Below are 14,340 nucleotides of genomic sequence, written 5' to 3'. Positions count from 1 at the left end.
TGCGCGAAGCGGCGGACAAGGCGCCGGCGCGGCGTGCGCGCGGCGCCGGCGTTCATACGGTGGCGACCGGATTGACCGGCGACCCGACGAGCCCGCGCAGGTGCAGCGGCGGCGCGGTCAGCAGGAAGCGGCTGCGCCGGTGCGCGTGCAACCAGTCGGCAAGCGGCGTCAGGTGCCACAGCTCGCCGAGATGAATGCCGAGCTTGAACAGGCACAGCTCGTGCAGCGGCATCAGCGCGCCGGGCCGCTCGCGCGGCGACGCATGGCGCGGGCGCTCCTCGACCGCGTGGTTGTCCGCCGCGAGTGCCGCGAGCCCCGATGCGTCGATCCATTCGAGCAGACGCGGGTCGTTGCCGTCGAGCACGCAGCACACGTCCGGCGCGCCGGGTTCGCCGCGCGCGTCGGCGTCGAGCAGGCGATCGGCGAAGCCCGTATGCACGCACACGATGTCGCCGCGCTCGACGACCACGTCGTCCGCGCGCAGCACCGCCATCCATTCCGCGTAGCCGATCTTGCGCCGCTCGTCGCCGAAGTGGCGGCGCAGGTCGACCAGCACGCCGCGCCCCTGCACGCCGGTTTGCGCCATCACCTCGATGCCGAGCGCGCGCGCGCCGCCGCGCGGCGCGCCGGCTTCGGGCACGTGGATGTGCTCGTCCATCCGGTAGCCGTTGTAGAACACGCGGGCTCGCTCGCCGTCGCCCGCCGGATCGAACAGCGAGCCGACGTGCGACAGCGCATCCCACTGCGTCGAGAACTGCGAGTGCATGCAGAACGAATCGTCGCAGACCACATCGGTTGCGTTGGCAACCTGTTCGTCCGCCCGATAGCCGAAGTACGGCTTGTCGCCGAGCAGCGCCGGCATGATCGCCGGCGGCCGGCGCCGCGCGTTCAGCCCGCCGCCGCGCGGCACGTCGAGCGGCAGGCTCAGCGAAAACACGCGGCCTTCGCGCACCTCCGCGACGCCGCGCAGCACCGCGTCGGCCGTCAGCCAGTTCAAGCGCCCTTTCTGATCGTCCGGGCCGAAATCCCCCCAGTTCGAGCCGGGCGGCCGATGGGTCCAGCGTGGCTTCATGGTGTCTCCTCCATGCAATGTCCAGGGTGCGGCGGCCGGCGCGCGCGACCGTCCTTCGCGGCCGCGTCGCGCCCAAGGTTGCGCGCCTAGCGCGTGCGGATCACGCCCAGCGCGGCGAGCCGCTCGTATTCGCGTTCGCCGAGCAGCGGCAGCAGGATCTCGCGGTTGTTTTCGCCGAGCGCGGGCGCCGGCCGGCGGAACGTGCCGGGCGTGGCCGACAGGCGCGGCGTGATGTTGTGCATCGGCAAGCTGCCGACGTCGTCGTCCGGCAGCTCGACGAGCGCCTCGCGCTCGATCACGTAGCGATCCTGAACGATCTGCGCGATGTCCTGGATCGGCCCGACCGTCACGCCCGCTTCCTCGAAGAACGCGAGATTGGCGTCGAGATCGCGCGCGGCGATGAACTCGCCGACGATCGCATCGAGCGCCTCCGCGTGCTGCACGCGCTGCACGTTGGTCGCGTAGCGCGGATCGTCGATCAGCTCCGCGCGGCCGATCGCGCGGAACAACCGCTCGGCCATCGCCTGCGTCGAGCTCGACAGGCACAGCCACTTGCCGTCGCGGGTGCGGTACGCGTTGCGCGGCGCGGTGTTCGACGAGCGGCTGCCGGTGCGTGCCTTGATCTCGCCGGTCATCACGTAGTTTGCGGCGGCCGGCCCGAGGATCGACAGCAGCGGTTCGAACAGCGACACGTCGATCACCTGCCCCGCCGCGCCGTGCGCGTCGCGCGCATGCAGCGCGACCAGCACGGCGATCGCGCCGGACAGCCCGGCCGTCATGTCGCCGAGGAACATCGGCGGCAGCACCGGCTCACGATCGGCGAAGCCGTTGATCGCCGCGAACCCCGCGTACCCTTCCGCGAGCGTGCCGAAACCCGGCTTGTGGCGGTACGGCCCCGTCTGCCCCCAGCCGGAGATCCGCGCGATCACCAGCTCGGGACGGATCGCGAGCAGGTCGTCCGGGCCGAGCCCCATCTTCTCGGCGACGCCGGGCTTGAAGCTCTCGACGAACACGTCCGCGTCGCGCACCAGCCGGCGAACGATGTCGATCCCCTCGGGGGCGCGCAGGTCGACGCATACGCTGCGCTTGTTGCGCCCGTACACCTTCCAGTTCGTGCTGATCCCGCCCGCGCCGACCGCGCGCAGCGTATCGCCGCGCTCGCTCTCGACCTTCACGACGTCCGCGCCGAAATCGGCGAGCTGCACGCTCAGCATGTTGCCTGCCATCAGGCGCGACAGGTCGACGACGCGCACGCCCGCGAGCGGCCCCTGCGCGCCGGCGTCGAACGGTTTCGGATGGATCGGGCCGGTGGACGCGCGACGGCGCGCGCCGGCCGCGTGAGCGGCCTGCGGGTCGGGAACGAACATGCTTGTCTCCTGGTTGGTGTGTGTCGTTCGATGCGGACTTCGAAGTGCGCGCGCTCGGTCGCGCACGGCGCTACTCGAGCAGCGCGCCGAGCTGGTCGGCCGCGCGGAACGCCGCGCCCGCGGCGGGCAGATCGCCGCCCAGCGCATGCGTCAGCTCGGCGGCCGCCGCCTGCACGCGCGGCAGGTAGTCGGCCAGCACCTTCTTGTTGAAGCGATAGCGCGGCACGCCGAGCGAGATCGCGCCGCTCAGCACGCGGCCGACGCCGAACGCCGGGCACGCGATCGCCGCGCTTTCCGGGTCGCGCTCGGCGATCGACACCGCGTAGCCCTGCCCGGCCGTCTTCTCGTAGTCGCCGCCGCGCGTGCCGCTGAACGCGAGCAGCACGCGCCCGGCCGCGCCGACGTCGAGCGGGAAGCGGTCGCCCTCGCGCAGATGCGTGCGCACCGAGCGCTGCGCCTGGATGCGGAACAGGCACACGCGCTGGTCGCCTTCGCGCACGTAGAACGCGGCCGTCTCGCCGGTTTCCGCCGACAGCGTCGACAGGATCGGCATCACGTACTCGCGCAGCTGGAACGACTCGCGATACATCATCCCGAGCTGGAACACGGCGGGCCCCAGCACGTAGCGCCCGTCCGGCAGGCGCTTGATGAAGCGGAACTGCTCGAGCGACTCGAACATCCGCAACAACGTGCTCATGTTGAGCCCCGTCTCCTCGCTGACCTGCGCGAGCATCAGCCCCCCGGGCGCGTTGCCGAACGCCAGCAGCGCGGTCAGCGCGCGGTTGACCGCGGCCACGCCGCCCTCTGCCGGATTGCTTGTCTCCACCTTGCTCATGTCCACCTCGTGCGATGCCGGGCACACGTGCCGCGTCGTAGCGCGCCGGCATCAAAAAATGAAAGTCACTTTCATTATACGCAGATCATCGATGACATCAACATGAATCCACGCGGCTTCGCTCGCTCATCGTCGTGCAATCTCCTTTGAAAGTAGGCGTTAACGATAATCTTGACGAATGCCATCATCCATCACAAAAATGAAAGTGACTTTTATTTTTCGAGATCGATGATGAATTCTTCGCTTCAACCCGTCTGGCGCTCGCTGCTGTACGTCCCCGCCCACGTCCCCCGTTTCGTCGCATCGGCCGCCGCGAGCGACGCCGACGCGCTGATCCTCGATCTCGAGGACAGCGTCCCACTTGCATGCAAGGAGGCTGCCCGCGACGGGCTGGCCGACGCCGTGCCGACGTTGCGCGCGCCGGGCCGCGACGTGCTGGTGCGCGCCAACGGCCCGCTCGACCTGCTGGTGCCCGACCTGCGCGCGGCCGTCCGGGCCGGCGTGGACGGCGTCGTGCTGCCGAAGGTGCGCGGCGGCTCGCACGTCGAGGCGATCGACGAGCTGCTGGCTGCGCTCGAGGAGGAAGCCGGCGCACCGCCCGGCGGCACGCGGATCGTCGCGATCGTCGAAACGCCGCGCGCGTTCCAGGCAATGGACCGGATCGCGCGGGCGTCGCCGCGCGTCGTCGCGATGATGCTGGGCGGCGGCGACTTCGCGCTGAACTGCGAAAGCGGCGCGGGTGCCGACGTGCTGCGCGTGCCGAAGCAGCTGCTGATCATCGCCGCGCGCGCCGCCGGCATCCTGCCGCTCGGCCTCATCGGCGGCCTCGACGAGCTGCGCGATCTCGACGCATTCGAGCGCATCGCGCGCGCGTCCGCGGAGCTCGGCTATGCAGGCGCGACCTGCATCCATCCGCTGCAGGTCGGCGCGCTCAACCGCGCGTTCCGGCCCGACGACGACGCGGTGCGCGACGCGCACGCGGTGCTGGCCGCCTACGACGACGCGCGCGCGAACGGGCGCGGCGCGCTGCGCGTCGACGGCAGGATGGTCGACGCGCCCGGCGTCGCCCGCGCGAAGCGCGTGCTCGCGCGTCACGCGGCCGTGCACGCACGTGCCGACGGCGCGCCCCGGTGATGCGAGCGCCGTCCTTCATCGCTGCGCGTCGTACCTGCGCATGCGCACGTCGCGCTGTGCGCGCGTGCGTCCCGCCACGACGCCCCCCGTTCGCCGCCCGGCCCGGATAGCGTCGCACCGCAGCACCGCAGCGCCGCTCGACCGGCGCGGCGCCGCAATCAAATAAATAACGAACCCACGAAGGAGACAAGACATGGGCAAGCGGATGTCCGCACTGTGCGGACTGGGCCTCGTATCGGCCGGCGCCTGCGCGCAGAGCACGATCACGCTGTATGGCGTGGCCGACATCTATACGGAATTCCTCACCCACCAGGCCGCGCCCGGCGACAAGTCGTCGGCATCGCTCGTGCGCATGGCGTCGGGCGGCAAGAGCGGCTCGCGCTGGGGCCTGAAGGGCGTCGAGGAACTCGGCGGCGGCTGGCAGGCCGCGTTCCGGCTCGAAAGCGGCATCAACCTGAACAACGGTACCGGCACCGGCGCGGGCGGCTTCGACCGCTCCGCGTGGGTCGGGCTGCAGCACGAGCGCTGGGGCGCGTTACGGCTCGGCCACCAGTACTCGACGCTGTTCGACGTCATGGAACGCTATTCGCCGACGGGCGCGTACTCGACGCTGTACGAGCCGGCCGGCGCGATCGTCGGCGTCAACTTCCGCGAGAACAACGTCGCCAAATACCTGGCGAAGATCGGCTCGCTGACGCTCGAAACACACTATTCGTTCGGCGGCACGCCCGGCGCGTTCCAGTCGAACGCCGCCTACGGCGCCGGCTTCGACTATGCCGGCGGCGCCTTCTCGCTCGCCGCCGCGTTCGACAACGTCAACACGCCGCAGCCGGGCGGCTTCGCGCATTTCCGCCGCTACGCCGCTGCCGCGATCGTGTCCGTCGACCGCGCGCAGCTGCTGGCCGGCGTCACGCACGGCCAGAGCGGCGTCGCCACGCCGTCGGTCGTGACGCACTACACGTTCTGGTGGGCCGGTGTGCGCTACGCAATCACCCCTTACCTGCAGGCGATCGGCGCGTTCTATTACGAGGACATCCGCGCGCAGAATCCGCCGAACGCGCAGACGCCCGCGCCGCACCCGGCCAACCCGCAGCAGGTCACGCTGCAGTTGAACTACTTCCTGTCGAAAGCCGTCACGCTGTACCTGGCGGGCGGCTATGCGCGCCGCGCCGCGCTCGATTTCGACAACTACAACTACAACTTCCTCCACTACACGCTGGCCGCCGACCGCGCCAGCAGCGCGGGCGCAGCACTCGGCCTGCGCAAGCTGTTCTGAGCTCGCCTTTCCCCCCAGTTTCAGGAACCTTCGGAGTCATCGCACCATGAACCGCCGCCACTTCCTTTCCACCCTGACCGGCGCGGCGCTCGCGCTGCCGCTCGCCCGCGCCGGCGCGCTGCCGGCCGCCGCCGTCGCCACCGGCCGCCCGGATCTCGCGCAACAGCTCGCCGACTACGCGGCCGGGCTGCAGTATCGCGACCTCGACGACGCGACGATCGAGACGATCAAGGCGCACCTGATCGACGCGCTCGGCTGCGCGATCGCCGCGCACGACGAACGCCCGGTGCGAATCGCGCGCGACGCGGCGCTCGCGTCGCCGGGCGGCGTGTCGACGATCGTCGGCACGAACCAGCGCACGAGCCCCGATCTCGCCGCGTTCGCGACCGGCACCGCGCTGCGCTACTACGATTTCAACGACGCGTACGCCGGCAAGGAGACCGGCCATCCGAGCGACAACATGTCCGCGTGCCTCGCCGTCGCCGAAGCGCAGCATGCGAACGGCCGCGACCTGGTCCTGTCGATCGCGATCGCGTACGAGATCGCGTGCCGGCTGATGGACGCCGCCGCGATCAGCCCGCGCGGCTGGGACCACACGTGCTACAGCCTGCCCGCCGTCGCGCTCGCCGCGGGCAAGCTGATGCGCATGCCCGCGCCGCAACTGGTGCAGGCGGTGAACCTGTCGATCAACGGCCATCTCGCGCTGAACCAGACGCGCGTCCAGCAGTTGTCGAACTGGAAGGCGCTCGCCGATGCGGACGCGGCGCGCAACGCGGTGTTCTCGACACAGCTCGCGCGCGCCGGGCTGACCGGCCCCGCGCCGATCTTCGAAGGCATGGCGGGATTCTTTCCGCAGGTGTCCGGGCCGTTCGCCGTCGACACGCGCGAATTCGGCGGGCGCGGCGGCGCGTTCCGGATCGGCAAGTGCTTCGTGAAGTTCTATCCCGCGCAAGGGCTCACGCAAACCGCGATTCCGGCCGCGCTCGACGTCGCCGCGCAGGTCGGCGACCTCCGCCGCATCCGGCGCATCGAGATCGACACGACCGCGGTCGGCTACGTAACGGCCGGCCGCGATCGCGAAAAATGGGCGCCGTCGACCCACGAGACCGCCGATCACAGCCTGCCGTACATCGTTGCGCGTGCGATGCTCGACGGCGACATCACGACCGAGAGCTACCGGCACGACGCGCTGCGCGATCCGGCGTTGCGCGCGCTGATCGAGCGGATCACGGTGCGCGAGGACCCGGCGCTGACTGCCCGCTATCCGGCGCAGGCGCCGAACCGGGTGACGGCCGTGTGCGAAGACGGCACGATCTGCACGAAGCAGGTGGACGATCTGCCCGGCTCGCCGACGCGGCCGATGCGGCGCGACGACTACGACGCGAAGTTCACGAAGAACTGCCGGCGGCACTGGAGCCCGGCGCAGATCCGCGCGGCGCTCGATTACCTGTGGCGGCTCGACGAACAGCCCGACGTCGCGACGCTGCCGCCGCTGCTCGTCGTCGGCTGACCCGCGTGCCCGGCCTAGGCCTCCGCCGCGACGCCGTGCCGCTCGAGCGCTTCCGCAACCTCGACGATACGGCCGCGCAGCCACGCGTGCGCGTTGCTGCCGTCGTAGCGGCGGTGCCAGTACAGCGACCACGTGACGGGCTCCATCGCGAGCGGCAGTTCGCGGATCACGAGCCGCGCATCGTCGAGACTCACCGCATGCCGCTCCGACATGATCACCGCGTACGGCAACGCATCCAGCATGTTCGGCACGACGAGCCAGTGCGGCACGTTGAGCGCGATGCGCCGCTTGCAGTTCATGTTCGCGAGCAGGTTGTCGATCAGGCTGTGGTCGACCGGGTTGATCGTCACGTTGAGGAAATCGAGCGCGAGGAACCGTTCGAGCGTCAGCGGCTTGCCCGCGTCAGGATGACTGCGACTCATCATGCAGACCATCCGGTCATGAAACACGGTTTGCGACGACAGCGTGCCCGAATGTTCGAGGCCCGCGCTGACCGCCATGTCGAGCAGCCCCGATTCGAGCGCGTCGGCGGTCTTGGCGGCGCTTACGTGCACGACGTCCATGCCGATATTCGGGCTGGTCAATCGCATGCAGCGCAGCAGGGCCGGCAGCAAAAGCAATTCGGTGAGATCCGACATGCGCACCGTAAAATGGCGCTCGGACGTAAAAGGATTGAATTGATAATCCGATTCAAATAATTCCTCGATTTGTTGCATGATCTGTCGAATCGGCATGGCCAGCGCCTGTGCGCGCGGCGTCAATTCCATGCCGACCGCGGTGCGCGCCAGGATCTCGTCCTTGAACACGAATCGCAGGCGCGCCAGCGCGTTGCTGACGGCCGGCTGCGTGAGGCCGACCTTCTGGCCTGCCCGCGTAACCTGCTTCTCCGTCAGCAGCGCATCGAGTATGACCAGCAGGTTCAAATCGATCGAACGTAGATTCATGTTTGCGACCATCCACTAAACAGGTTAATCACCGCCTCCGATTGCGATATTCCGCAATCGGAGCAATCCCCTGATATTTAGTGCAATGCACAAGAATAGTCCAATCTTGACGTATCGATATTTTTTGGATAGCGGGCGATATTATTTATGGTTTTAAATTAAATTGCCCGTTTCGCGTCGATTCTTCTGAATACCTTGTCAATCGGCAATTTAATTCGCATTTTGCGCAAGCCGGACGCGCCGCAAAAAAGTGCGGGCGGCCGCCGCCACGGCCGCCCGCACGCTCAAACGGTCGCGACAGGATTTGCCGGCGCGCCGACCAGGCCGCGGATGTGCAACGGCGGCGCGGTCAACAGAAACCGGTTCCGGCGGTGCGCATGCAGCCAGTCCGCGAGCGGCGTCAGGTGCCACAGCTCGCCGAGGTGAATGCCGAGCTTGAACAGGCACAGTTCGTGCAACGGCATCAGTGCGCCCGGTTGCGCGAGCGGCTGCGCATGCTGCGGACGTTCCTCGATCGCATGGTTGTCGGCCACGAGCGCGGCCAGCCCCGATTCGTCGATCCATTGCAGCAGCCGCGCATCGCTGCTGTCCAGCACGCACGCGCTCGCGACCGTCGCCGGCGATCCGCCGTCGTCGTTCAGCAGCAGATCCGCGAAGCCGGTGTGAATGCAGACGATGTCGCCGCGCTCGACCTGCACGCGATCCGCGTCCATCACCTGCATCAGCTGCGCGAAGCCGACCTTCGTGCGTGCATCGCCGAAATGACGCCGCAGGTCGATCAGCACGCCGCGCCCCTGCACGCCCGTCCGCGCCATCACCTCGATGCCGAGCGCGCGCGCGCCGCCCGTCGCGTCGCCTTCCTGCGGCACCCGCAGATGCTCGCCCATCCGGAAACCGTTGTAGAACACGATTTCAGGCACGCCGTCGTCGTCCGCGTCGAACAGGCCGCCCACGTGCGACAGGCCGTCCCATTGCGTCGAGAACTGCGAGTGCATGCAGAACCAATCGTCGCAGACCACATCGGTTGCGTTCGCAACCTGTTCGTCCGCGCGATAGCCGAAGTACGGTTTGTCGCCGAGCAACGCCGGCATGATCGCCGGCGGCCGGCGCCGCGCGTTCAGCCCGCCGCCGCGCGGCACGTCGAGCGGCAGGCTCAGCGAGAACGACAGCCCTTCCCGGACCTCGGCTGCGCCCTGCCGCACCTTGTCCGGCGTCAGCCAGTTCAGCCGCCCCTTCTGATCGTCGGGACCGAAATCGCCCCAGTTCGAGCCGGGCGGCCGTTTTTTCCAGCGCGGTGCATTCAAGATCGGTCTCCTCCTTCAGTGCCTGACGTCAGCGCCGCGAGCGCGTCGAGCGGCGCGTCGTCGGCGAGCGCCCGCACCGCGTCGCGCAACGCGAGCGCGCGCGCCGTGCCGAGCGCCGAACTCGCCGCCAGCACGAATTTCGCGGTGAGCTCCTGTTCGGTCAGCGGCCGCGAATTCGTGCCCTTGCTCGACTCGATCCGCGCCTCGCGCACCTGGCCGTCGCGCAGCTCGACGCGCAGCACGGCCGGCAGGAACGTCGGGAAGCGCGCGTCGCACCACGGATCGGCCACGCAGCGCACCTTCGCGGCCAGCGCGCGCCGTGCGGGGTCCTGCGCAAGCGCATCGCCGAAATCGTCGAACCAGACGCCGAGCCCGCCGCCGCCGAGCAGCGCCGCCGCGACCGTGTACGGCCCCGAGAACGCGGCCGCATAGCCGTTCGGCGGATTCGCCTTCAGCTCCGCCGGCTCGCCGATCGTGCGCAGCGTCGACGTCGCGACCCGCAGCTCGGCCGACACCACGTCGTCCGCCGTCACGCCTTGCGCCTTCAGTTGCAGCGCCGCGTCGATGCCCGGATGCGTGAAGTGGTTGCACGGATACGGCTTGAAGATGATCCGGCTCGTCTCCCATTCGTCGCCCAGGTCGCGCAGCACCGCGTCGACATCGGCGAGGTCGCCGCACCACGCGTGGAAGAAGCCGAAGCGGCCTTCGAGCGCGGTCGGCGGCGCGGTGACGCCCGCGCCCGCCAGTTCCGCCGCGCTCACGCCCGCGTGTGCCGCCCAGCCGCAGTGGATCCGCTTCACCGAGCCGCCGGTGCGGTTCGCTTCGAGCAAGCCCGCGCCCATGCTCGCGGCAATGCCGAGCGCCGCCGCGATCTGCGCGGCGTCGAGCCCGAGCAGCATTGCCGCGGCCGCCGCCGCGCCGACCGTGCCGCAGATCGACGTCGCGTGCTGGCCGCGCTCGAAGAACACCGAATTGCCGAGCTGCTCGTTGTAAGCGGCGACGCCGAGCCGGATGCACACCTCGGTGCCGACCGTGATCGCATCGAGCAGCGCCGCGCCCGACGCGCCGCTCGCCTGCGCGGCGGCGAGCGCCGCAGGAATCACGGACGCGCTCGGATGCAGCACCGACAGCATGTGCGAATCGTCGAAGTCCATCGCATGCGCGAGCGTGCCGTTGACGAGCGCGGCGCTCGCGGCCGGCAGACGGTCGGGCGCGCCGATCACGCTCGCCGGGCCGGTGCCGGCCCAGCGCCGCGCGACCTGCAGCACCGACTGCACGACCGGTTCGTCGTGCGCGATCAGGCTGTTGCCGACCACGTCGAGCACGCGCGCGGCGGCCTCGACGCGCAGCCGGCGATCCAGCCCTTCGGCGCGTACCGCCGCCGCGAAGCGGCCGAGCGCGCCGACGATGCCGTCGGGCGGCACGGGCCGGTTGGTCGCGGCCGCCGCCGGAGCAGAAAGCGTCTCGGGTGTGCTCATGCCAGTGCTCCACTGAGTCGAAGATTGTTCGCGAGCGCGAGCGTCACGCGCGCGTTGGCGATCAGCGGCGGCGCGACCACGCGGCCATCCGGCAGCACGAACACCGACGACGCCGAGGCCTTGCCCGCCGCCGCATCGACTGCCTCGAGCACGCGCTCGGCCGCGCGGATCTCGTCCTCCGACGGCGTGAACACCTCGTTGATCACCGGGAGCTGCGACGGATGGATCGCGAAGCGGCCGACGAACCCCATCGATTTCGCGCGCAGCGTCGATTCCTTCAGCCCGTCGAGATCGGGCAGCGTGTGATAGACGGTCTGGATCGGCCCGTTCAGCCCCGCCGCACGCGACACGACCACGCAGCGCGCGCGGCACACCTCGAGCGTGAAGTTGTCGACGCCGATCTGCAGGTCCGCACGCAGGTCGCTCTCGCCGAGCCCGATCCGTTCGAGCCGCGGCGACGCGGTCGCGAGCTGGTAAGCCGTCTCGACACCGTACGCCGACTCGATCAGGATCTGGATGCCCGCATCGCAGCCGAGCGCGTCGAGCCAGCCGGCCACTTCCTGGATATGCTGCGGCAGGTCGCACTTCGGCAGGCGCAACGCCTGCAGCGCCGGCTGCGCGATTGCCTCGACGTCGTCGCGGCACCACGGGCTGCCGATCGGATTGATCCGCACGTACGTCGGCTTCGGCGGACCTTCCGCGAGAATCGCGGCGGCCGCCTGGCGTGCCTCGGCCTTGTGGCTGGCCGGCACGGCATCCTCGAGGTCGAGCACGATGGCATCGGCTTCGCTTGCATACGCCTTCTCCACCACCTGCGCCTTGTGCGCGGGCACGTAAAGGTAGCTGCGGTAAGTTGCGCTGGTTTTCATATCACGCCTCGTTCGGTCAAATCGGCGATCTCGCGCCGCTCCAGTCCCAATGCACCGAATACTTCGTCGTTGTGCGTGCCGCGCGCAGGCCCTCCCCAGCGGATCGCGCCGGGCGTGTCGGACAGCCGGAACGGCACGTTGTGCGTGCGGAACGCGCCGAGCTCCGCGTCGGGCACCGACACGACCGAGCCGAGCGCCGCGTACTGCGGATCGCGCAGCACGTCGGCGACGTCGTAGATCGGCGCGACCGCCGCCTGCGCGCGCTCGAACTCGGCGATCACCTCGTCCCGCGTGCGCTGCCCGATCCAGCCGCCGACCGCCGCATCCAGTTCGTCCGCATGCTTCGCGCGCTCGGCGCCGTTCGCGAACCAGGGTTCGTCGATCAGGTCCGCGCGGCCGACGAGGCGCATCACGCGCTCGGCGATGCTGTGCGCCGACGTCGACAGCGCGACCCACTTGCCGTCCGACGTGCGGTAGACACCGCGCGGCGAATTGTTCGGCGAACGATTGCCGGTGCGCTCGGGCACCCGGCCCGTCTGGTCGTAGCTCGCGACCTGCGCGCCCATCGCGGCGAGCATCGTCTCGATGATCGCGAGATCGACGACCTGGCCGCGCCCGGTGCGCTCGCGCGCCTTCAGCGCGGTCATGATCGCGAACGCGGCGGTCAGCCCCGCGACCGTGTCGGCGAGCGGAAACGATGGCAGGAGCGGCGGCCCGTCCGCCTCGCCGGTGATCGACGCGAGCCCGCTCATCGCCTCGGCCAGCGTGCCGAAGCCCGGGCGACTCGCATACGGGCCGAACTGACCGAAGCCCGTCACCCGCACCAGCACGAGCCGCGGGTTGATCGCGGACAGCACGTCGTAGCCGAGCCCCCAGCGTTCGAGCGTGCCGGGCCGGAAATTCTCGACCACCACGTCCGCCTGCGCGGCCAGTTCGCGGAAGATCCGCTGGCCGTCGGCCGTGCCGAGATTCAGCGTGACCGCCCGCTTGTTGCGCGCGAGCACCTTCCACCACAACGGCACGTCGTCGCGACGCGCGCCGTACTTGCGCGCCGGATCGCCGTCCGGATGCTCGACCTTGATCACGTCGGCGCCGTAGTCCGCAAGCATCGTCGCCGCGAGCGGGCCCGCGAACAACGTCGCGGCGTCGATCACGCGAATGCCGTCGAGCGGCGCCGGTTTGGCGGCGTCCGACGCCGCGCCGGCGTCGACGTCCCCGATTTCCACAGTGGCCATGCCGTTCTCCAATCAGATGGATTGCACGGCGCGCCGCGCGCCGACATCGTCTGCATGACTAAGCGTCGTGCGGCGATGCGGGCGCGGCGCGCGACCTGCCGCTCAGACGGCGTTGATCCGGTAGATCGGGAAATACGTCTGGATCTTCCCGTTCAGGTAGTCGGACGCGAGCTTCGGCACCTCGTCGAAATCGAAGATCTCGGTCGGCTCCTGGCCGATCCAGCCGCTCGTTTCCTGGAAGTCGCGGATCGTGATGCTGTCGTCGTAGCGCCACGCATGCGTGTGGATGTGCAGGCGGCGGTTGATGCATTCCGTCGCGCGCAGGTTCCACAGGCGCATCCCGGTCTTCCAGCCGACCGTCGTGACGATGCCGGTGCGGCCGACCACGCGCATCGTCGCGCGATACAGCGCGCCGCCGAGGTTGTCGAGGAAGATCGCGACGCCGCGGCCGCCGCTCAGTTCCGCGATCGTCTCCGCGAACACGCGCTCCGACTCGCGATAGCTCGCCTGGTACTCGGGATCGGCCTTGTAGCGCTCGTCGTCATACGCGAGATTCGGGAACTTGCGGCGATCGACCGGCGTGATGCCGAGCTTCGCGAGCGCCTCGAGGCGCCGGTCGTTGCTCGCCGTCATCGCGACGCGAAAGCCCTCGCGCTTCGCGAGCTGCAGCTCGGCGAGCGTCGTGCCGCCGCCCCAGCCGAACACCAGGTAGTCGGCCGGATCGACGTCCGGCAACTGCGAGCGCCAGCACGCCGACGCCACCTTCCAGTTGTCCCACGCGGTGAAGTAGCGGCCGTACGTCGCCCATTGCAGCAGCGAATGCCGGCTGTCCGTCGGCACGGCCACGAGGTTGTCGGCGCGCATCTTGGTCCGCTGCGCCATCACGCCGATCGTGCCCGGCGCGTCGTACGCGTAGACGAGCTCGGCGAACCCGTATTCGTCGCGCTTGCCAAACGGCATCACCATGCAGATCTCGCCTTCCTTCAGCGTCTTCACGCCGCTGCCGCGCTCAACGATGCGCACCAGCGCACCGTTGCCGAGCACGATCTTGTCCTCGCGGCGCTGCCGGCAGATGTCGACCGGATTGCGCGACAGCGCGTGGTCGAGGTTCGCTTCCCACGATCCGTACAGCGGCTCGACCAGCACCTCGTCGGCTTCCAGATCGGAGAATTCGAAGGTCTCGCGACGCAGCTCGCCCGCCACGGGCGCCTGCTTCCTGCTCGGTTCCGGTCCTGCGTAGAGAACCCATGCATCGGTCTTGATCATCGTCATGCCTCGGTAAATGACTCTGTATGAATGGTGCACGCCGAACACAC

General features: G+C 69.4%; 12 protein-coding genes. 3 read left to right on the top strand and 9 right to left on the bottom strand.

Annotation, left to right across the window (positions count from 1 at the left end):
- Nucleotides 1-52 precede the first annotated feature (52 nt).
- The 3 genes from JYG32_RS35305 to JYG32_RS35295 form a co-directional block, all read right to left on the bottom strand.
- Nucleotides 53-1,072 (bottom strand): cyclase family protein, encoded by a 1,020-nt coding sequence (locus tag JYG32_RS35305; RefSeq protein ID WP_174379061.1) that lies wholly within the window; start codon nucleotides 1,070-1,072, stop codon nucleotides 53-55.
- 86 nt (nucleotides 1,073-1,158) lie between these two features.
- On the bottom strand, nucleotides 1,159-2,439 hold the full coding sequence (locus tag JYG32_RS35300) for a CaiB/BaiF CoA transferase family protein (RefSeq protein WP_213268201.1): 1,281 nt from the start codon (nucleotides 2,437-2,439) through the stop codon (nucleotides 1,159-1,161).
- Between the two features lie 70 nt (nucleotides 2,440-2,509).
- Entirely contained in the window at nucleotides 2,510-3,274 is a 765-nt protein-coding gene (locus JYG32_RS35295) for an IclR family transcriptional regulator (RefSeq protein ID WP_174379059.1), read from the bottom strand.
- Nucleotides 3,275-3,505: 231 nt separating this feature from the next.
- Here JYG32_RS35295 and JYG32_RS35290 point away from each other — a divergent pair, with 231 nt between their 5' ends.
- The 3 genes from JYG32_RS35290 to JYG32_RS35280 all read left to right on the top strand — a co-directional run bounded on the left by JYG32_RS35290 (nucleotide 3,506) and on the right by JYG32_RS35280 (nucleotide 7,194).
- On the top strand, nucleotides 3,506-4,408 hold the full coding sequence (locus JYG32_RS35290) for an HpcH/HpaI aldolase/citrate lyase family protein (protein WP_213268200.1): 903 nt from the start codon (nucleotides 3,506-3,508) through the stop codon (nucleotides 4,406-4,408).
- A gap of 193 nt (nucleotides 4,409-4,601) precedes the next feature.
- The gene (locus JYG32_RS35285) at nucleotides 4,602-5,684 is read left to right on the top strand and encodes a porin (RefSeq protein ID WP_213268199.1); all 1,083 of its coding nucleotides are present in this window, start codon (nucleotides 4,602-4,604) and stop codon (nucleotides 5,682-5,684) included.
- A 46-nt stretch (nucleotides 5,685-5,730) separates the two neighbouring features.
- Nucleotides 5,731-7,194: an MmgE/PrpD family protein gene (locus JYG32_RS35280; RefSeq protein WP_213268198.1), complete on the top strand. Its 1,464-nt coding sequence runs from the start codon at nucleotides 5,731-5,733 to the stop codon at nucleotides 7,192-7,194.
- 14 nt (nucleotides 7,195-7,208) lie between these two features.
- Here the strand turns inward: JYG32_RS35280 and JYG32_RS35275 are convergent, their stop codons facing one another.
- From JYG32_RS35275 to JYG32_RS35250, 6 genes are all read right to left on the bottom strand, one after another.
- Nucleotides 7,209-8,138, bottom strand: coding sequence for a LysR family transcriptional regulator (locus JYG32_RS35275; protein ID WP_213268197.1), 930 nt, complete (start codon nucleotides 8,136-8,138; stop codon nucleotides 7,209-7,211).
- Between the two features lie 284 nt (nucleotides 8,139-8,422).
- Entirely contained in the window at nucleotides 8,423-9,442 is a 1,020-nt protein-coding gene (locus JYG32_RS35270) for a cyclase family protein (RefSeq protein WP_174384395.1), read from the bottom strand.
- Nucleotides 9,439-10,920, bottom strand: a complete 1,482-nt coding sequence (locus tag JYG32_RS35265; protein ID WP_213268196.1) for an MmgE/PrpD family protein — start codon at nucleotides 10,918-10,920, stop codon at nucleotides 9,439-9,441. Before JYG32_RS35265 ends, JYG32_RS35270 begins: the two co-directional genes overlap by 4 nt.
- Entirely contained in the window at nucleotides 10,917-11,789 is an 873-nt protein-coding gene (locus tag JYG32_RS35260; protein WP_174379154.1) for an HpcH/HpaI aldolase/citrate lyase family protein, read from the bottom strand. The genes JYG32_RS35265 and JYG32_RS35260 overlap by 4 nt, the downstream gene beginning before the upstream one ends.
- A complete protein-coding gene (locus tag JYG32_RS35255; RefSeq protein ID WP_213268195.1) occupies nucleotides 11,786-13,024 on the bottom strand; it encodes a CaiB/BaiF CoA transferase family protein in 1,239 nt (412 codons plus the stop codon). The genes JYG32_RS35260 and JYG32_RS35255 overlap by 4 nt, the downstream gene beginning before the upstream one ends.
- A 102-nt stretch (nucleotides 13,025-13,126) precedes the next feature.
- Nucleotides 13,127-14,290 (bottom strand): quinone oxidoreductase family protein, encoded by a 1,164-nt coding sequence (locus JYG32_RS35250; RefSeq protein WP_174379156.1) that lies wholly within the window; start codon nucleotides 14,288-14,290, stop codon nucleotides 13,127-13,129.
- Nucleotides 14,291-14,340 lie beyond the last annotated feature (50 nt).

It is taken from the genome of Burkholderia pyrrocinia (assembly GCF_018417535.1).
GTDB lineage: Bacteria > Pseudomonadota > Gammaproteobacteria > Burkholderiales > Burkholderiaceae > Burkholderia > Burkholderia pyrrocinia_E.
This window is presented reverse-complemented; position numbering and strand designations above follow the sequence as displayed.